Annotated in this window: 20 protein-coding genes; 4 read left to right on the top strand and 16 right to left on the bottom strand. The window is 67.6% G+C overall.

Going from position 1 to position 17,636, the window contains the following annotated elements; all coding sequences use genetic code 11:
* Positions 1–160: 160 nt before the first annotated feature.
* A complete protein-coding gene (locus F614_RS0106605; protein ID WP_019558554.1) occupies positions 161–1,417 on the top strand; it encodes a bifunctional diguanylate cyclase/phosphodiesterase in 1,257 nt (418 codons plus the stop codon).
* Between the two features lie 26 nt (positions 1,418–1,443).
* Here F614_RS0106605 and F614_RS0106600 read toward each other — a convergent pair whose 3' ends face one another.
* From F614_RS0106600 to F614_RS0106590, 3 genes are all read right to left on the bottom strand, one after another.
* A complete protein-coding gene (locus tag F614_RS0106600) occupies positions 1,444–2,022 on the bottom strand; it encodes a CPBP family intramembrane glutamic endopeptidase (protein ID WP_019558553.1) in 579 nt (192 codons plus the stop codon).
* A gap of 133 nt (positions 2,023–2,155) precedes the next feature.
* Positions 2,156–3,775 (bottom strand): BCCT family transporter, encoded by a 1,620-nt coding sequence (locus F614_RS0106595; protein ID WP_019558552.1) that lies wholly within the window; start codon positions 3,773–3,775, stop codon positions 2,156–2,158.
* A 146-nt stretch (positions 3,776–3,921) separates the two neighbouring features.
* Entirely contained in the window at positions 3,922–4,857 is a 936-nt protein-coding gene (locus F614_RS0106590; RefSeq protein WP_018880019.1) for a histone deacetylase family protein, read from the bottom strand.
* 126 nt (positions 4,858–4,983) lie between these two features.
* Between F614_RS0106590 and F614_RS0106585 the strand changes: the two genes are divergently transcribed.
* Complete coding sequence (locus F614_RS0106585) at positions 4,984–5,289, top strand: hypothetical protein (protein WP_019558551.1); 306 nt, start codon at positions 4,984–4,986, stop codon at positions 5,287–5,289.
* Here the strand turns inward: F614_RS0106585 and F614_RS13935 are convergent.
* From F614_RS13935 to F614_RS0106545, 8 genes are all read right to left on the bottom strand, one after another.
* On the bottom strand, positions 5,286–6,236 hold the full coding sequence (locus tag F614_RS13935; protein WP_081619691.1) for an IS481 family transposase: 951 nt from the start codon (positions 6,234–6,236) through the stop codon (positions 5,286–5,288). The two genes, F614_RS0106585 and F614_RS13935, sit on opposite strands and share 4 nt — an antisense overlap.
* Positions 6,237–6,330: 94 nt before the next feature.
* The gene (locus tag F614_RS0106575; protein WP_018876375.1) at positions 6,331–6,597 is read right to left on the bottom strand and encodes a DksA/TraR family C4-type zinc finger protein; all 267 of its coding nucleotides are present in this window, start codon (positions 6,595–6,597) and stop codon (positions 6,331–6,333) included.
* A 111-nt stretch (positions 6,598–6,708) separates the two neighbouring features.
* Positions 6,709–7,905, bottom strand: a complete 1,197-nt coding sequence (trpB, locus tag F614_RS0106570; protein WP_018866128.1) for a tryptophan synthase subunit beta — start codon at positions 7,903–7,905, stop codon at positions 6,709–6,711.
* Positions 7,906–8,223: 318 nt separating this feature from the next.
* Positions 8,224–8,841 carry a phosphoribosyltransferase gene (locus F614_RS0106565; RefSeq protein ID WP_019558549.1) on the bottom strand — a complete coding sequence of 206 codons (618 nt, stop codon included), beginning with the start codon at positions 8,839–8,841 and terminating at the stop codon, positions 8,224–8,226.
* The gene (locus tag F614_RS0106560) at positions 8,834–9,412 is read right to left on the bottom strand and encodes an isochorismatase family protein (protein ID WP_018880350.1); all 579 of its coding nucleotides are present in this window, start codon (positions 9,410–9,412) and stop codon (positions 8,834–8,836) included. Before F614_RS0106560 ends, F614_RS0106565 begins: the two co-directional genes overlap by 8 nt.
* On the bottom strand, positions 9,409–10,818 hold the full coding sequence (locus tag F614_RS0106555; RefSeq protein ID WP_019558548.1) for a nicotinate phosphoribosyltransferase: 1,410 nt from the start codon (positions 10,816–10,818) through the stop codon (positions 9,409–9,411). The genes F614_RS0106560 and F614_RS0106555 overlap by 4 nt, the downstream gene beginning before the upstream one ends.
* Positions 10,815–11,348, bottom strand: coding sequence for a macro domain-containing protein (locus tag F614_RS0106550; protein ID WP_018866132.1), 534 nt, complete (start codon positions 11,346–11,348; stop codon positions 10,815–10,817). The genes F614_RS0106555 and F614_RS0106550 overlap by 4 nt, the downstream gene beginning before the upstream one ends.
* Before the next feature lie 86 nt (positions 11,349–11,434).
* Complete coding sequence (locus F614_RS0106545) at positions 11,435–12,439, bottom strand: LLM class flavin-dependent oxidoreductase (RefSeq protein WP_019558547.1); 1,005 nt, start codon at positions 12,437–12,439, stop codon at positions 11,435–11,437.
* A 93-nt stretch (positions 12,440–12,532) separates the two neighbouring features.
* Here F614_RS0106545 and F614_RS0106540 point away from each other — a divergent pair, with 93 nt between their 5' ends.
* Positions 12,533–13,006, top strand: coding sequence for an aminoacyl-tRNA deacylase (locus tag F614_RS0106540; protein ID WP_018876381.1), 474 nt, complete (start codon positions 12,533–12,535; stop codon positions 13,004–13,006).
* 108 nt (positions 13,007–13,114) lie between these two features.
* Positions 13,115–13,552 carry a nucleoside deaminase gene (locus tag F614_RS0106535; protein WP_018866137.1) on the top strand — a complete coding sequence of 146 codons (438 nt, stop codon included), beginning with the start codon at positions 13,115–13,117 and terminating at the stop codon, positions 13,550–13,552.
* A gap of 26 nt (positions 13,553–13,578) precedes the next feature.
* On the opposite strand, the gene F614_RS0106530 is transcribed toward F614_RS0106535, so the two are convergent.
* From F614_RS0106530 to F614_RS0106510, 5 genes are all read right to left on the bottom strand, one after another.
* Positions 13,579–14,649, bottom strand: coding sequence for a succinylglutamate desuccinylase/aspartoacylase family protein (locus tag F614_RS0106530; RefSeq protein WP_018866138.1), 1,071 nt, complete (start codon positions 14,647–14,649; stop codon positions 13,579–13,581).
* Entirely contained in the window at positions 14,649–15,554 is a 906-nt protein-coding gene (rimK, locus tag F614_RS0106525; RefSeq protein ID WP_018876384.1) for a 30S ribosomal protein S6--L-glutamate ligase, read from the bottom strand. Before rimK ends, F614_RS0106530 begins: the two co-directional genes overlap by 1 nt.
* The gene (locus tag F614_RS0106520) at positions 15,551–16,054 is read right to left on the bottom strand and encodes an ATP-dependent zinc protease (RefSeq protein WP_018866140.1); all 504 of its coding nucleotides are present in this window, start codon (positions 16,052–16,054) and stop codon (positions 15,551–15,553) included. The genes rimK and F614_RS0106520 overlap by 4 nt, the downstream gene beginning before the upstream one ends.
* A gap of 273 nt (positions 16,055–16,327) precedes the next feature.
* Complete coding sequence (locus F614_RS0106515; RefSeq protein ID WP_018866141.1) at positions 16,328–16,792, bottom strand: DUF302 domain-containing protein; 465 nt, start codon at positions 16,790–16,792, stop codon at positions 16,328–16,330.
* A 266-nt stretch (positions 16,793–17,058) separates the two neighbouring features.
* Entirely contained in the window at positions 17,059–17,562 is a 504-nt protein-coding gene (locus F614_RS0106510; RefSeq protein ID WP_019558545.1) for a DsrE family protein, read from the bottom strand.
* Between the last annotated feature and the right edge of the window lie 74 nt (positions 17,563–17,636).

Here is a 17,636-nt window from a genome sequence, read left to right as displayed (position 1 = left end):
AGACTGAAAAAATGTCCGGTTTGGTTACAAGCGGCGGCCGGCGTCCCAGTGCCAGGTGAGTGGTTCCTGGTCCGCTACAGCGTTCGTGGCACACGGCCGGACCGAACGGATTCAGTCTTTTCCTGGAGGCGCCGCGCGGGCGCAATGCCGGAGCCCAGCGATGTTGTCGAATCTGTCGGACTATCCAGCCTTTCTCGAACGCCTGCAGGCGGGTTGCGGTGCGCGTTCTCCGGCCCTGGCCGTGGTCGATCTGGAGGGCCTGGGCGATATTGATGCCGCCCTGGGTTATGACGTGACGGACCGGTTGCTGCATCAGGCCGGCGAGGCCCTGGCGACCGCCTTGCCGGGCGGGTTCGTCGGGATGACGGGACGCCACCAGCTCGCCTGCATGCTGCCCCATGTGGACGGCAGCGGATTTGCCGAGCTGGCGGGCCACAAGATGCTGCGGGTGCTGGGCGAGCCTTTTCCCTGCGGCGAGCGCGAGGTGCTCCTGTGGCCGCGGGTCGGACTGGCCCTGTCCCGGGGCGGGCGCGCCGTAGCCCCGCCGACCCTGCTGGCCCAGGCCTGTGCGGCGATGCGCAAGGCTCGGCGTGAACGGGTCCGCCTGCGCCTGCATGCCCCCGACGCAGCCGAGACGATGCTGGAGGGTGTCGACCTGTGGTCGCAGCTGGGCGATGCGATCGAGGAGGGAGCCCTGCACCTCGAGTATCAGCCGCAGATCGCCCTGGCTTCGGGGCGGGTGGAATCGGCCGAGGCCCTGCTGCGCTGGGATCACCCGGAATATGGCGCGATCCGGCCGTACACCATGGTGCGCGCGGCGGAGGGGACCGATCTGATGCCGCGCCTGACCCACTGGGTCTTCAACACCGCGTTGCGCCAGTGCGCCGAATACCGCCAGGCCGGGCTGGGCGTCGGGGTGTCGGTGAACTTTTCCGCGGATGATCTGCAGGAGCCGGAGGTGGTGGACCTGGTGGCCCAGTCGCTGGACCTCTGGGGCGTGCCACCCGAGCAGGTCACGATCGAACTGACCGAGACGGCGGTGATGGAGAGCCACGATGCCACCGCGCGCGACGCCCTGCACAGCATGAAGGGGCTCGGGCTGCGCCTCTCCATGGACGACTTCGGCATCGGCTATTCATCCATGGAGCGGCTGCTGCGCATGCCCCTGGACGAACTCAAGATCGACATGACCTTTGTCCACGAACTCAGCGCCAGTCCCCCGCATCAGCGCATCGTGGAGTCCATGGTCGGCCTTGGACACAAACTGGGCCTGACGGTCGTGGCCGAAGGGGTCGAGGACGAGGACACGTTGACCCGTCTGCGGGCCCTGGACTGTGATCTGGTGCAGGGGTTCTACCTCGGCCGGCCGGCCCGCCTGGGACACTTCATGGAGCAGATGTTGCGGACGCGCGATTGACAGCGCTGGCCTGATGCGTTCGCTACCTATCCTGTCGATCGTGAACGCAGGTACAGGTGGATCACGATCCAGTCGTACAGGGCGTGGGTGACGATGACCACCAGCAGGTTGCCGGTGAGGTGGTACAGGACCCCGAGGTACAGCCCGATCATCGTGGCGAACACGAAATACAGGCGGCTGATCGAATGGGCCAGTCCAAAGACCATCGCGGCGGCGACGATGGCCCACTCGGCGGACCAGCGTTCGGTCAGCCACCCCTGCAGCACACCCCGCACCAGCAGTTCCTCGCCCACGCCCGCGAGGATGGAGATCAGCAGCACGGCACCGGGCAGGGCGTGCCGAAAGAGCTGGTGCACAAAATCCCGCACCTGATCGGCCAGGGCACGATAGGGCTCCCAGCCACTGATGGCGAGCGCGCCCAGCAGGATCAGCATGGGCAGTACGGCGAGGGCGCCCAGGGCGGCGGCGTCCAGGCTCCACTCGATCCGCTCGGCCAGCGGGATCCCGGCAACGCGGGCCAGGATCAGGGCGAGCGGGATCAGCGCGGCCTGAAAGACCAGGCCGGCCAGCAATGGGTGCCGCGCGATGGCCTTACGCAGGCTCATGGCAGGGTGGACGGATTCATTCGCGAGAGGATGCCCGATCCCGGGGGCGGTTGTCCCGCACGAAAAAAAACCCGCGCCGCCGGACGGGCGGGCGCGGGGTGGAGTGAAGGCCCTGGATGGCCCGTGGCGGTCGTCAGGTCTTGGCTTCCTCGATGCGGATCAGGGCCAGTTCGTGGAACAGCCCCTTCATCAGGCTGATGCACATCAGCAGCAGCACGATGACGAATGGCAGGCCGGTACTGACCGCCCCGGCCTGCAGGGCGTTGAGGGCCGCGGCCCCGCCAACCGCCAGCAGGACACCGGCGACTACGCCCTCGGTGGTGGCCCAGAACAGGCGCTGGGACTGCGGGGCATCGGTCTTGCCGCCCGAGGTGATGGAATCGATCACCAGCGAACCGGAATCCGACGAGGTGATGAAGAACACCAGCACCAGGGCGATGGCCAGGAACGAGGTGATCGCCGTGAACGGCAGGTGTTCCAGCATCTGGAACAGCGCCAGTGACGAGTCGGAGATGCCGTCGGCCAGGGCGCCGATCCCCTCGCGTGCCTGGTCCACACCGGAGCCGCCGAAGGCGCTCATCCAGATCACCGTGACCAGGGTCGGCACCAGCAAGACGGCGGTGACGAACTGGCGCACGGTGCGCCCGCGGGAGACGCGCGCGATGAACATGCCGACGAACGGCGACCAGGAGATCCACCAGGCCCAGAAGAAGATCGTCCAGGCGTGGTAGAAGGTCTCGTCCTCGCGCCCGACCGGGTTGCTGAGCGGCAGGATGTACTGCACGTAGCCGCCGACCGTAGTGCCGACGCTGGACAGGAACGCCAGAACCCCTCCGGCCACCATCACGAACAGCAGCAGCAGCGCGGCGAACAGCAGGTTGATGTTGCTCAGGACCTTCACGCCGCCATGGATGCCGCGCATGATCGACAGCAGGGCGATGATGGTCACGCCGATGATGATGGCGACCTGCGTATTCAGGCCCGAGTCGATGCCGAACAGGAATTCCATTCCCGAGGCGGCCTGCTGTGCCCCCAGGCCCAGCGAGGTGGCCAGGCCGAACATGGTGGCCAGTACGGCCAGGGTATCGATCACGTGACCGATCGGCCCCCAGACGCGCTCGCCGAGGAGGGGATAGAAGGCCGAACGGATGGTCAGCGGAAGGCCCTTGTTGTAGGCGAAGAACGCGAGCGCCAGGCCGACCACCGCGTAGATCGCCCAGGGATGCAGGCCCCAGTGATACATGGTTGCGCCCAGCGCCGCCTGGCGGGATTCCTCGGTCCCGCCTTCGATGCCCAGGGGTGTGCCGAACCATTCGGTGAAGTAACCAACGGGCTCGGCCACGCTCCAGAACATCAGGCCGATACCCATGCCGGCGGCAAACAGCATGGAGAACCAGGAGATCACGGAGAACTCCGGCTTGGCGTCCTGGCCGCCAATGCGGATGCGCCCGATCGGCAGCAGGATCAGGGCCAGACAGAACAGAACGAAGATGTTGCCGGCCGACAGGAACAGCCAGTCGAAGGTGCGGCCGATCCACTGGCGCGTGGCGTCGAGGTGTTCGTTGGCCTGTTCCGGAAAGATCAGGGACAGGATGACGAATACGACGATCAGGAATGCGCTGACCACGAAGACCGGGTTGTGCAGGTCCAGCCCCAGCGGGTTGATGTTCTGCTCGCCAATCTCGTGGTCGGTGTCGTATTCGGCTTCCAGTGCCTCTTTCTGTTTTTCCAGGTCCTGCGGATTCTCGCTCACCGTCTCCTCCTTGGCTTTTTTCTGGCATGTTGCCTTGGCCGAATGTCGGCCCGTCGCAACCCTGTCGAGTAAAGACACTGCACCACAAAAATGCAAAGGGCCGGTCCAGAATGCGTTTTACCGGCGTGAGGGAGGGGCCCGGCGCCTCAGCGGCGCGACAGCTCGCAGAGGGCGCGGACATGGGCCGCCGCGCTGCGCCCGAGCGACGAGAAGTCGTATCCACCCTCCAGCATGGAGACCAGGCGCCCGCCAGCGTGGCGCGCGGCGACATCGACCAGGGCACGCGAAATCCAGGCGAAGTCGTCTTCCGCCAGGTGCAGGCTGGCCAGGTGGTCGTCCCGGTGGCCGTCGAACCCGGCCGAGACCAGCACCAGCTCCGGCTGAAAGAGATCCAGAGCGGGCAGCCAGTCGCGTTCGATCGCGGCGCGAAAGTTTGCGCCGTCGGTGCCGGCGGCCAGGGGCGTGTGGATCAGGTGATCGCGTTCGGCCAGCGGTGTGCCCGGGTAGAACGGGTGCTGGAAGGAAGAGCAGTAGAGCACCCGAGGGTCCTCCCGGAAGATGTCCTCGGTCCCGTTCCCGTGGTGGACGTCGAAGTCCGCGATCGCCACGCGCGCGAGGCCGTAGCGCGCCAGCGCGTGGGCGGCCGCCACCGCGATGTTGTTGAACAGACAAAAGCCCATGGCCCGCTCGCGTTCGGCGTGATGGCCGGGCGGGCGGACGGCGCAGAAGACATGGTCGGCTTCCCCCTCCATCACGGCCCGCACGCCCGCGACTCCGGCCCCGGCCGCGTGCAGGGCGGCCGCCAGCGAGCCTTCGTTCATGACGGTGTCCGCGTCGAGCATCGTCTGCTGCCCGGGCGCCGGGGCGCTGGCCCGTATGCGTGCGACATGCGCCGGGCTGTGGACCCGCTCGAGTTGCGCGTCGGTGGCCGGGGGCGCATCCAGCAGGATCAGGCCTTCCAGCAGGCCTTCGTCGAGCAGGGCATTGCGGATCGCGTGCAGGCGGCCGGGGCGCTCCGGGTGGGTCGGGCCTGGATCGTGCAGCAGGCAGTCGGGGTGCGAGATATAGGCCGTATGGGTCATGGTCAGCCTCCGTCGGGGCACCTCCTGCGAGTATAGGGGGCAGACGGCGGCCAATGCGGTGGCCCCGTGCGGCCCCAGCCGGTACGGTAGGACGCGGGATCAATCCATGGTGCAGAGGAGATGTGCATGAAGGCCTTGCTGATCGACCCGGAGAAGCAGACGATCGAGGCGGTGGAGGTGGAAGGGCGCGAGGATATCGCGCGGCTGATCGGTTTCGATACGCTCGAGTCCGACGAGATCGGTCCCGATGGTGACCGCCTGTTCTTCGACGAGGAGTGCTTCCTGCGGGGGACGACCGGGCGTTTCCAGATCGACAACGTGATCCCGGTGTCGGGCAAGGGCCTGGTGGTGGGGACTCGCGACGACGGCGCCAGCCTGCAGGACGTGGTGTCCGACCCGGATGCCCTGCGGGCGCGGATGAAATACCTCTAGGTGTGGAGTCTCACAAGGTTGTCCTCAGGTAGACCGAGGACGCTGATGGGCGGCTGTTTGTTCAGGCTACCGTGTGGGCGGTGCCAGTTGTAGTCGTGGATCCACCGGGGCAGATGGCGTTTGCGTTCCTCTGACGTGGCGTAGGCGAAGGCATAGGCCCACTCGCGCAGGGCGGTCTGGATGAAGCGCTCGGCCTTGCCATTGGTTCGCGGCGTGTAGGGCCGGGTGCGACGATGGCGGATGCCCAGTCGGCGGCAGGCCTGGCTGAACGCCCGGGCGTGGTAGCAGGGCCCGTTGTCGGTCAGGACCCGCCGGATGGTGATGCCCAGGGTGGCGTAGTAGCGCACGGCCGCCTCCAGGTGCGCGATCGCATCCTGGGCTCGTTCGGCGGAATGGATCTTACTGTAGGCGAGGCGTGAGCGGTCATCGATAGCCACATGCACGTACTCGTAGCCCACGCCGATCGAGTCCTTGGCGCGCACGCCGGTCACGCGGTGGCCCGGGTGACGGAAGCGCGCCAGCTTCTTGATGTCGAGGTGGAGCAGATCGCCGGGGTGTTCGTGTTCGTAGCGCCGGGGTGGCTCGGCCGGCTCCAGTGCGCTCAGGCGGTTCAGGCCCTCGCGCCGCAGGATGCGGCTGACGCTGGCCCTCGAGATCCTTGTGAAGGTCGCGATGCGATCCATGGTCCAGCGCTGGCGCCGCAAGGCGACCACCTGGCGTTGGATTCGTCGGGGGGTTCGCCGCGGTTGGCTCCGTGGCCGGGACGAGCGGTCCGCAAGTCCGGAACGGCCGGCTTCCTGGAACCGCTGGACCCAGCGCTGCACGGTCTTCGGATCCACGTCAAAGGCGCGGGCCGCTGCACGAAGGCTCAGGCCGTGATCCACGACCAGGCGAGCCATCCGCTCTCGACTGCGGGGACCCATTAAGGCATTTTGATGAAGGTTCACGGGGCGTCCTCCTTGGGAATGGCTCAGTCCGCAAACTCAGCATCCTTCGGAGTCGTCCCGTGGACAACCTATTGAGAGATCACACCTAGGGGCCTCAGCGCAGCTGGCTGTCCTTGGAGGCGCGGCGGTTGTAGGGGCTGGTCGCGTGGTGCTCGGCGTCCTGCGCCTCCTGGCAGGTGATGCACAGGCGCACGCCCGGCAGGGCCTGGCGCCGTCCCTCGGGAATCCGCGCGCCGCATTCCTCGCATTCGAGCAGGCTTTCACCAGCCGGGAGTTCGCTGCGCACGCGCTGCAGGGCATCCTCCACCGTGTGGTCGATCTGCTCCTGCTCCGCTCCGTCCTTCGCCCATCCGCCCGCCATTCGCGTGCTCTCCCTTTTGCGCATGCCTGCAAGGCTGAGACCGCCCGGACCGGGTGTGAAGTTCCGGCGGGCCGGGCCCGCCCGGGTGGTCCGCTCCCCGCGTGGCAGGGGCTATCCGTGGCCGAATTCGCGGGCGACGTAGTCGATGTCCTTGTCGCCGCGTCCGGAGAGGTTGGCCAGGATGGTCGTGCCCGGGTTCTCGCGTCCGTGTTTCATGGCCCAGGCGACGGCATGCGCGCTTTCCAGTGCCGGGATGATCCCTTCGGTGCGCGATAGCTGGTAGAAGGCGTCCAGGGTCTCGTCGTCGTTGATCGCGTGGTAGGCGACGCGTTCGGTGGTCTTCAGGTAGGAGTGTTCCGGGCCGACGCCGGGATAGTCCAGCCCGGAGGCGATCGAGTGCACCGGCGCCGGGTTGCCTTCCTCGTCGGCCAGCAGCATGCATTTGAAGCCGTGGATCATGCCCGGCTTGCCATAGGTCATGGTGGCGGAGTGCTCGCCGAGCTTGGTGCCGCGCCCCAGCGGCTCGACCCCGTTCAGTTGCACCTGCTCGTCCTCGATGAAGCCGGCGAACATCCCCATGGCGTTGGAGCCGCCGCCGACGCAGGCCACCACGTGGTCGGGCAGCTCGCCGCCGCTCATCTCCAGGTACTGTTCGCGCGCCTCGATGCCCACCACCGACTGGAAATTGCGCACCATCAGCGGGAACGGGTGCGGCCCGACCACGGAACCGATCGCGAACAGGGCCTCGTCCGCCTGCGACAGGTAGGACTGGAAGGCCGAGTCCACGGCCTCCTTCAGCGAGCGACCGCCGAAGGAGACGGGCACCACCTGCGCCCCCATCAGCTTCATGCGGGTGACGTTGGGGGCCTCCTTGGCGATGTCGATCTCGCCCATGTGGATCTCGCACTCCATCCCGAAGTAGGCCGCCGCGGTGGCCAGGGCCACGCCGTGCTGTCCGGCGCCGGTCTCGGCGATCAGCTTCTTCTTGCCCATGTGCTTGGCGAGCAGCGCCTCGCCCATGCAGTGGTTCAGCTTGTGCGCGCCGGAGTGATTCAGATCCTCACGCTTGAGGTAGATATGCGCACCTACCGAGCGGCTCAGGTTGTGGGCGTAGTACACCGGCGTCGGGCGACCCTGATAGTGCTTGCGGATGTAGCGCAGCTCGTTCAGGAAGTCGCCCGAGCGCGCCAGGGTGCGGTAGGCGTGATTGATCTCGGCGAAATGCGGTTCCAGTTCCGGTGGCAGGAACGCGCCGCCGAATTCGCCGAAGTAGCCTTCCGGGCTGGGGAAATCCTTGAGATACGACATGGGCGGTCTCGATGCTGGATGGGTTGCGATCAGGGGGTCCGTCCGCGCGGACGCCAGGGCGTATGATCCTTCGCGCGGCGTGGGATGCCAAGCCCGAGGTGCTGAAAGGGCACTCGGTGGCGGCGGCTTGTGCTGCGGGGCGCGCCACGGCGCAGGAACCCCACTGTCATCGCGAGGCGCGCGGCGCCGTGGCGATCTCCGTGCTGGCCCCGGTGGCCGGGTGGATCCGGGGGCCTCTCCAAACGATTGCCGTGGCCCCTGCGGGGCCTCGCAATGACGAGGGGATGGGCGGAGCTGCGGCCCCGTTCGCGCGCGCACTCAGTAGTCGAGCCGGTTGTAGCGGATTACGCGATCCAGCTCGGCGGTGCTCAGCGCGAGGCCGTAGTCCTGCTGCAGGCGGGCGTGCAGGTCGGCGGGGCTGTTCGGGGCCGGGTCCATCTCGCGGGCAAACTGGCCGACATCCTCGATGACCGCCCAGGGATAGAGGATCCAGCGCCACTCCTGTACCGCCTGGCTGTGGAAATCGGCGCGACAGGACGTTCCGGCCTTTTCGTGCAGCACCGCGGTACGTACCGCGGCGGGCTGGAAGCCCTCTAGGTGCGGGCGGGCGGCCGCCAGGGTGTCCCCGGAGTCGTTGACGTCGTCCACCAGCAGGACCCGTTCGCCGCGGACGTCTCCGGCGAGCGGGACGGTGACCGCGGCAGGCTGTTTCGCGCGGGCACCCGAGGTGTAGTGTTCGACCTTCAGGCTCAGCAGCTTGTGCACGCGGAGAAAGTCGCAGAGAAAACGCGCCGGCATGAAGCCGCCGCGGGCAATCGCCACGATGCAGTCCGGCTGGAAGCCGCTGTGCAGGACCTGGCGTGCCAGGTCGTCGGCCGCCCGGACCACCTCGTCCACGGTGATCAGCTGGACTGGCATCTTGTTCGGTTCAGGCATACGCCGCGATCTCCACGCCGGCGGCTTTCATCTTTTTTCGGGCCTCCGCGCCGCCCTCCGGCGTAACGGGCAGCGCGGCATGCGGGATCAGGTGGACGTCAAAGCCGTTGTTGCGCGCGTCCACGGCTGTTGCCGCCACGCAGACGTCGAGGGCCAGCCCGCCCAGCCAGATCCGCGTCACGCCCCGTTTCCGCAGTTCTTCGGCCAGGCCGGTCTGGTCGAACGCGGAGTACTGGTCGTGGTCGAAGCGCGTTCCCTTCGTGACCTTGATAACGCCGGCAGGCAGCCCGAGGTCCGCATGGAACCGGGCCCCGGGCGAGTCCTGCAGACAGTGTGGAGGCCAGGGGCCGCCCTGTTCCCGGAAGCTCGGGTGGCCGGCCGGGTGCCAGTCGCGGGAGGCATAGACCGGCAGTCCCAGCGCGTCCGCGGCCTCAAGCCAGCGGTTGAGCACCGGGATGACGGTGTCGCCGTGATCGATGGCCAGGGCCCCGCCGGGGCAGAAATCGTTCTGCACGTCGACGACCAGCAGGGCATCCCCGGTCTGAAGCTGGTGGCGCGGATCGTCTGTCATGGGACTCCCCCTTGGTGTTTCCGCTGGCCGGATGTGGCGTGCCGGGCGCGTATGGCGCGGGTGACCGCATTCTGGTGTGCCTGTAGCGCCGGGCTGACGGACACGGGGTAGGGTGTCTCCGCGGGCTCGATGGCGCGGATCGCGGGGGGCAGTTGCGCCCGCTGTTCCCGCGCGTGGTCGCGCAGCGTGTCCAGATCGCGCGGATGCGCGGGCAGGCGCTGACCCCCGTGCATCACCGGCCGCAGTAACGGTTCCCCGGGCTGGCTTTCGTTGTGGCGGGCAATGATGTCGCCCGCGAACCGGCCGCCTTCCTGGCGTCGGAAGATCTGCTTGGCGCCCGGCAGGATGGGTTTGCCGCTGGAGAGCTTGAGGCGGCCTTCTCCGGCGTACTCGGCCAGCTTGTAGGCGATATCCAGGTCCGGCACGTCGGTGGAGATGCCCATGCTGGTGCCGACGCCGAAGGCGTCGATGGGTGTGTCCCGTGCCAGCAACTCGGCGATCGCGTGTTCGTCGAGGCCGCCGCTGGCGAAGATCCCGACCTGCTGCAGTCCGGCGTCGTCCAGCATCGCCCGGGCTTGGCGGGCCAGTGTTCCGAGATCACCGGAGTCCAGGCGGATGGCGCGAACGCGGAAGGCCTCGCCCCGTTCGTGGCCGAGCTGGATGACCCGGCGCACGCCTTCGAGGGTGTCGTAGGTGTCCACCAGCAGCACCGTGTCCGGGTAGAGGCGGGCAAAGGCGGCGAAGGCCTCGGCTTCATCCTCGTGCGCCTGGATGTAGCTGTGGGCCATGGTGCCGCTCACCGGGACGCCGTAGCGCTTGCCCGCCAGCACATTGGAGGTACTGGCGACGCCGGCGATATGGAAGGCGCGCGCGCCCTTCAGGGCGGCGTCCAGCCCGTGCATGCGGCGGGCGCCGAAGTCCACGACCTGCCGCTCCCCGGCCGCGGTCACCAGGCGGGCGGCCTTGCTCGCCTGTACCGTCTGCAGGTGGATCTGGTTCATCACCAGGGTCTCGATCAGCTGGGCCTCGGGGAGCGGCGCGGTGACCTCCAGGATCGGTTCGTTGGCGAACACCGGGGTGCCCTCGGGCACGGCGCGGACCGTCCCGGTGAAACGGAAGGCCTCCAGCCAGCGCAGGAACCGGTCGGAGAAGCGGTCGAGGCCGGCCAGGTAGTCGAGATCCGACAATTCGAAGCGCAGGTCTTCGAGCTGTTGCAGGACGGTGTCCAGCCCGCAGGCCAGCAGATAGTTGCGGCGCTGCGGCAGGCGGCGCACGAACAGGCTGAAGACTGCGGGTTCGTGCAGGTCCTCCTCGTAGTAGGCCTGAAGCATGGTGAGTTCGTAGAGGTCCGTGAACAGCGCCAGGCCAGGGGTGTACGGGGCGGTTGCGTGCCCGGCGCCGGTCATGCCGTCAGCTCTTCCAGAATCTGCGCGTGGACCTCGAGATCGGCCTCGGTGTGCAGGACGAAGCGGATGTGGCCGACGGCGTCCAGACGCGGGGTGGCGCCAATGACCGTCTGCAGAGCGATCCGGGCGGCCTCCTCGACGGGATAGCCGAACGCCCCGGTGGACAAGGCCGGAAAGGCGATGCCGTAGACCCCGGCCTCTTCCGCCCGGAGCAGGGCATTGCGGTAGCAGTCGGCCAGCAGTCGGCTGGCCGGCTCGTCATGCCCGTAGACCGGCCCGAGGCAGTGGATCACGAAGCGGTTGGGCAGGTTGTGGCCGTCGGTCAGAACGGCCTGACCCGGTTCGATCGGTGCCAGCGGCTGGCATTCACGCTCCAGCCCCGGGCCGGCGGCACGGTGGATGGCTCCGGCCACACCACCGCCCGGACGCAGCCAGGCATTGGCGGCGTTGACCACCGCATCCATGTCGCGTTGCGCGGCGATGTCGCCGGTGGTGCATTCGATGGTGACGCCGTGAACCTTGACCCGCATGTGTTCCCCTTGTCCGGAATTCCCGCGGCCTGGCCGGCCACCTGTTCCAAGCATAGGGCACTCGTCCCAATCGGGTGAACCGCGTCTTAGCGAGCGTCCCCGGCGAGCCGGTCGCGTACCGCCGCGGTCAGTTCCAGCGAGCGCCGTCGCGCCGCGTGATCGAAGGTGGAGGTGGTGACGATCAGTTCGTCAGCGCCGGTCTGCTCGAGAAACCGGCGGATCTCGGTCTCCACCGTGTCCGGTGCGCCGATCGCGGAGCAGGCCATGGTCTGCTCGACGATCGCGCGTTCGGCGCGGTCGAGCCGCTCGCGGTAGCCCTCGACGGGGGGCTGGATCGGTTCAGGGCGCCCGCGACGCAGGCTGATGAACGCCTGTTCCATGGAGCTGGCCAGGGTGCGGGCCGCGTCGTCGGTGTCGGCGGCGTACACGTTGTAGCCGAGCATCGCGTAGGGGCGGTCCAGCCATGCGGACGGTTGGAACTGATTCCGGTACAGCGCCAGTGCGTCCATCAGTTGCCCGGGAGCGAAGTGCGAGGCGAATGCGTAGGGCAGTCCCATGCGGGCCGCCAGCTGGGCGCCGAACAGGCTGGAACCCAGGATCCAGACGGGCACCTGCTGGCCGGCGCCGGGGATGGCGCGGATCACCTGGTCCGGCTGCGGATCGTCCAGGTAGCCGAGCACCTCGGCGACGTCCCGGGGGAATTCCTCGAGGTCGATGTCCGGCGCACGGCGCAGGGCGCGGGCCGTGGTCGGATCGGTCCCGGGTGCCCGGCCAAGTCCCAGGTCGATGCGGCCGGGGTACAGGGCGTTCAGGGTCCCGAACTGTTCGGCGACCACCAGGGGTGCATGGTTCGGCAGCATGATGCCGCCGGCACCCACCCGGATCTGTTCGGTGGCGGCCGCGACCTGGCCGATCACGACGGCGGTGGCGGCGCTCGCGATGCCGGGCATGTTGTGGTGCTCTGCCAGCCAGTAGCGCCGGAAGCCCAGCGTCTCGGCGTGGCGCGCCAGATCCAGGGTGTTGTGCAGCGCCCGGCCGGTGTCGCCATTGGCGGTGATCGGGGCCAGGTCGAGGACGGAGAACGCGGTCATGGGTGCGATTGTACCGGCGCGGGTGTCGGGCGCAGCCGCCGGCGTTGCCGGTGGGGTCTATAGTCGGGTTAAGGCCTTGCCGGAGGGCGCGCCATGAGTATTTCCAGGACCCTGAACAACTTTCTCGACGAGCATGCGGTGACCTACCAGGTCGTGCACCATCCGCATTCCGACTCGGCCAGCCGCACGGCCGAGGCGGCCCATGTGCCGGGTGACGCCGTGGCCAAGGCGGTGCTGCTGGTCGAGGAGGACGGGCAGTACCGCCTGGCCATCGTGCCGGCCACGCGCCGCGTGAAACTGGGACGCCTGCACCGGCTGCTGGGCGAGCATGTGGGCCTGGCCACCGAGGACGAGGTGGCCCGCGTGTTTGCCGACTGCGAACGCGGCGCCATCCCCGCCCTGGGGCCGGCCTTTGGGCTGGAGACCCTGGTGGACGAAAGCCTGCTGGAACAGCGCGACGTGTATCTCGAGGCCGGCGACCACGAATCCCTCGTGCACCTGCGCGAGGCGGATTTCCTGTACCTCCTCGGCCAGCCCCGCCGCGGCGACTTCAGCGCCCACGTCTGAGTTTCCAGCCCTGACGACACTCCCTCCCCCGAGCGAATTCGGTATCGCGCGGCCACTTCGTCTATCGTCGGTGGCTGTCCTGCAGGAGGAGGTGGCTGGATGACGACGATGGATCCGTTTCTGGAGATGGCGCTGGACGAGGCGCGCGAAGGCCTCGGTGAGGCGGGGATCCCGATTGGTTCGGTGCTGGTGCACCGGGGCGAGGTGATCGGGCGCGGACACAACCGGCGCGTGCAGCAGGGCAGTGCCATCCTGCATGCCGAGATGGATGCGCTGGAGAACGCCGGGCGACAGCCCGCGCAGGTATACCGCGAGTGCACGCTCTACACGACGCTGTCGCCCTGCGCGATGTGCAGCGGGGCCATCGTTCTCTACGGTATTCCGCACGTGATCATTGGCGAGAATGAGTCCTTTCTCGGTGAGGAGGACTGGCTGCGCGGGCACGGCATTCAGGTGGATGTGGTGCAGGACCCGGGCTGCCGCGAACTGATGCGGTCGTTTATCGAGAACCACCCCGAGCTGTGGCACGAGGACATCGGCCACTGACACCACCTTCCGGCGGGTGTGCGGGCTCAGGGGCCTTCGCGCGGGGGCGGATCGGCGTAGGGATAGTCGCTCGCCTCCAGGTTTTCCTGGAAGCTTTCGAGGCGTTCCACGGCCAGGTCGGTGCGGTTGAACTGGGCGATGTGGAACAGGGCGTCGCCCTCGTTGATCAGCGGCAGGTTGAGTTCGCCGATGATGATGCCGGAGGCGGGGGCGAGGATCTCGGTCTCGGTCTCGCCGAAGGGGTCGGAGACGATGGCCAGCCGGGTCTGGTCGCGGACGACGCGATCGCCCTGGCGCACGAAGGTCCGCAGGATGCCGCTTTGCGGCGCCCGGACCCAGCCGCTGGTGCGGGCCATGATGGGCTCTTTTCGCGGGCGCCGGCGCACGGCCGGGAGCATCTCCAGGTGGCGCATGACCTCGATGATGCCGTGTACCCCGCCGCGGATGGAGAGCTCGTCGAAGCGCAAGGCCTCGCCGGCCTCGTAGAGCAGGATCGGGATCTGGCGTTCCGCGGCCGCCTCGCGCAGGGAGCCGTCGCGCAGCGCGGAGTTGAGGATTACCGGTGCGCCGAAGGCGCGGGCGAGCTCGCGGGTTTCCGTATGGTCCAGGTTGGCGCGGATCTGTGGCAGGTTGGACCGGTGGATGGCGCCGGTATGCAGGTCGATGCCGTGCGTGCAGCGCTGGACGATCTCGCGCATGAACAGCCGCGCGACCCGGGCGCCCAGCGAGCCCTTCTGTGATCCCGGAAAACAGCGATTCAGGTCGCGCCGGTCGGGCAGGTAGCGGCTCTGGTTGATGAAGCCGTGCATGTTCACCACGGGCACGGCGATCAGGGTGCCCTTCATGCGCCGCAGGGCGGGCACCTTGAGCAGGCGGCGGATGATCTCGACGCCGTTGATCTCGTCGCCGTGGATGGCGGCACTGACGAACAGCACCGGCCCCTTGCGCCGGCCGCACAGGACCTGAACCGGCATGTTGGTGGGTGTGTGGGTGTACAGCGCCCCCAGTTCCAGCTCCACCGTGCGGCGTTCGCCCGGGCGGACGGTGATGCCGCCGATCGTGATCGGGTCGTTGCGAACGGCCCGCGGAGTCGCCATTAGCCGCGGCCCTTGGTCTTGGTCCGGTTGGGCTTGGCGTTCTTCTCGATGAAGTCGATGATCATGCCCGCCACGTCCTTGCCGGAGGCGTTCTCGATGCCTTCCAGGCCGGGCGACGAGTTGACCTCCATGACCACTGCGCCGTGGTTGGAGCGCAGCAGGTCCACACCGCAGACGTTCAGCCCCATCACCTTGGCCGCGCGCACGGCGGTGGCGCGTTCTTCCGGGGTAATGCGGCACAGCGTGGCGCTGCCGCCACGGTGCAGGTTGGAGCGGAACTCGCCTTCCTTCGCCTGGCGCTTCATGGCGGCGACGACCTTGTCGCCGATCACGAAGCAGCGGATGTCCGAGCCCTTGGCCTCCTTGATGTATTCCTGCACCAGGATGTGCTGCTTCAGGCCCATGAAGGCCTGGATGACACTCTCGGCCGCCTGCTTGGTCTCGGCCAGTACCACCCCAAGGCCCTGGGTGCCTTCCAGCAGCTTGATCACGCAGGGCGCGCCGCCCACGGTGGCCAGCAGGTCGTCGATGTCGTCCGGCGAGTGTGCAAACCCGGTGACCGGCAGGCCGATACCGCGGCGCGACAGGAGCTGCAGGCTGCGCAGCTTGTCGCGCGAGCGCGAGATGCCGACGGACTCGTTCAGCGGATAGACGTTCATCATCTCGAACTGGCGCAGCACGGCGGTGCCGTAGAACGTGATGGACGCCCCGATGCGCGGGATGACCGCGTTGAACTGGTCGAGGATGTCACCCTTGTAGTGGATCTGCGGGTTGTGCGCGGTGATGTTCATGTAGCAGCGCAGCGGGTCCACCACACGGACCTCGTGGCCCCGCTGGTCGGCGGCCTCGACCAGGCGTCGGGTGGAGTAGAGCTTGCTGTTACGCGAGAGGATGCCGAGTTTCATTCAGGCGCCTGCTGGGCTGTCGGGGTTGACGGACGATGGCTGGCAATGAACGAGGCCTGGGGATCGACCAGGAAGCGACCCCGCATGGCCTCGCGGCCAAGCAACATGCGAAAGAGCATGGTATCGCGGCTGGTCAGGGAAAGCTCAACGGGCAACAGCAGCGGGCCCAGTTGCACGCGGGTGGCGATGAAATAGCGATCGCCGCTGTGTCCGCCGGAGTCGGTGACGCGGCGGATGTCCAGTACCGGGGCCTCGCACCAGACCTCGGTTGTGGCGTCGTGCTGGTGAGGGTGAATGCCGAAGCGTACCCATTCGTGACCGTCACGGGTGAACGGCTCGATGTGGAAGGTGTGGAGCGCAGAGCTGCGCGCGCCGGTATCGACCTTGCACTTGATGGCGGGGATCCCGAGATCGGGGAGCCCGACCCATTCGCGCCAGCCGAGGATGGGCGCCTCGCGGGTTTGCGGTGTAGTTTGGCTGGAAGGGGACGGGTGATCCACGTCGGCTCCCGGTGCGGGTGGAAGCCCCACTATAGGGAAACACTGATCCATGTACACGCTCGCGTCGGCACCCCGGGTTCCCCGATCCTGCTTTGCGGCCCGAATCCGCCAACAACGGGCCGGTAGAACCACTACCGGCCGCGCACCGCGCCTTGTTCGCGAGCCAAAGCGACTCGAGCGCGAGTGTGTACATGGATCAGTGTTTCCCCAGCGAATTAGCCGCCCGCTGCGAGCGGCCGGGGTCACTTGGTTGCATGTGACCCCGAGGAGGGCTCAGTCCTCCGCGATGGCCGCGCTGGTCAGGTTGTCCAGCGCATTGCTCATGGTGTCCAGGATGTCGTCCCGGTCGTCGATCCCGTGGCGTTCGGCCATCCATTCCGGATCGTTGTACGCCAGCCAGGTCTGGCCGTCGTCATCGGTCCAGGCCAGGGCCTTCATTGGCAGGTCGATGCCCGCGGTCTGCTGGCTGGTGAACATGTGGCTGCCCAGTGCCGGGTTGCCGAACAGCAGGAGTTCGGTAGGACCGAGGTCGATGTCCACACCGTCGGCCTTTGCCGCATGGTCCCAGCGCAGGGCGACGCCGACGTCGTTGGCTGCGAGCGCGTTCTCCAGCCGATCCAGGGTCTCGGAGGCCGAATGCGGGCTGGCCTTGGCGATCATGCCGGGGACGTCGACGGCCAGCGCCGGTGTCGCGGTCAGGGCCAGGGGCAGCAGGGCAGTGAGCAGAGTCTTTTTCATGACGAGGTCCTTGTCTCGGGGAGAATTGAACAGGTCGGGCCGGAGAGCGGTGGGCCGTTGCCCCGGGTTGCACCTGCGTGGAAAACCCAAGGCGGGGAAGGTAGACGATCGATACAGATTTTGCAGGGCCCCTCGCGACGATGGTCGGTTCGGGGCCTGAATTCGGGGGGGGCAGTCTGCCGGGGCGGGCGGACGCCGGCCATGTTCGAGCGGCCGGAAAAAAGGCTCCGGCGTCCGCCAGAGGGCGGCAGGTGCCGAGGCCTGCGTCACTGCATCAGCAGGTAGCCTTCATGCTGCAGTTCGATGATCTCGGCGTCGGCCATCGGCACGACGTTGACGAAGCCGTGGATGTCCTCGAGCTCGATCCCGCGCAGGCGGGCGGAGGCTTCGCACATGCGGAACTCGATATTGCCGGCCTGGGTCAGCGAGCGGGCGCGGCGCATCAGTTCTTCGTGCTCGTCGAATTCGTCGCGGGTGAAGTAAGGCACTTCCTGCCCGTGCAGCACCATCACGATGTGCGATTCGAACGGGTCGGCCTCGTAGACATTGTTCAGCATGCTCACCCGATCCAGCACCATTTCCAGCTCGCGCGGGCTGCTGGTGTAGACGTCATAGACCACCTTGCGGGGCTCGTAGGGGCGATCCATCTTCTCGGCGGAACCCCACGGCAGGTTATCGTCCGCGCCGGCAACCAACGGGGTGGCCAGCAGGCTGACGGCGGCCAGCAGGATCAGCAGCAGTCGGGTTACGGGACGGTTTTTCCGGTTCATGAGTGGCTCCTTGGTTGCTTTGCCTCGTGAAGGGTGGACGCTTTGCCGTAGCGAAACGTTCCTTGCGACGCGGG

The organism is Thioalkalivibrio sp. ALE12, assembly GCF_000381105.1.
Lineage (GTDB): Bacteria > Pseudomonadota > Gammaproteobacteria > Ectothiorhodospirales > Ectothiorhodospiraceae > Thioalkalivibrio.
This window is presented reverse-complemented; position numbering and strand designations above follow the sequence as displayed.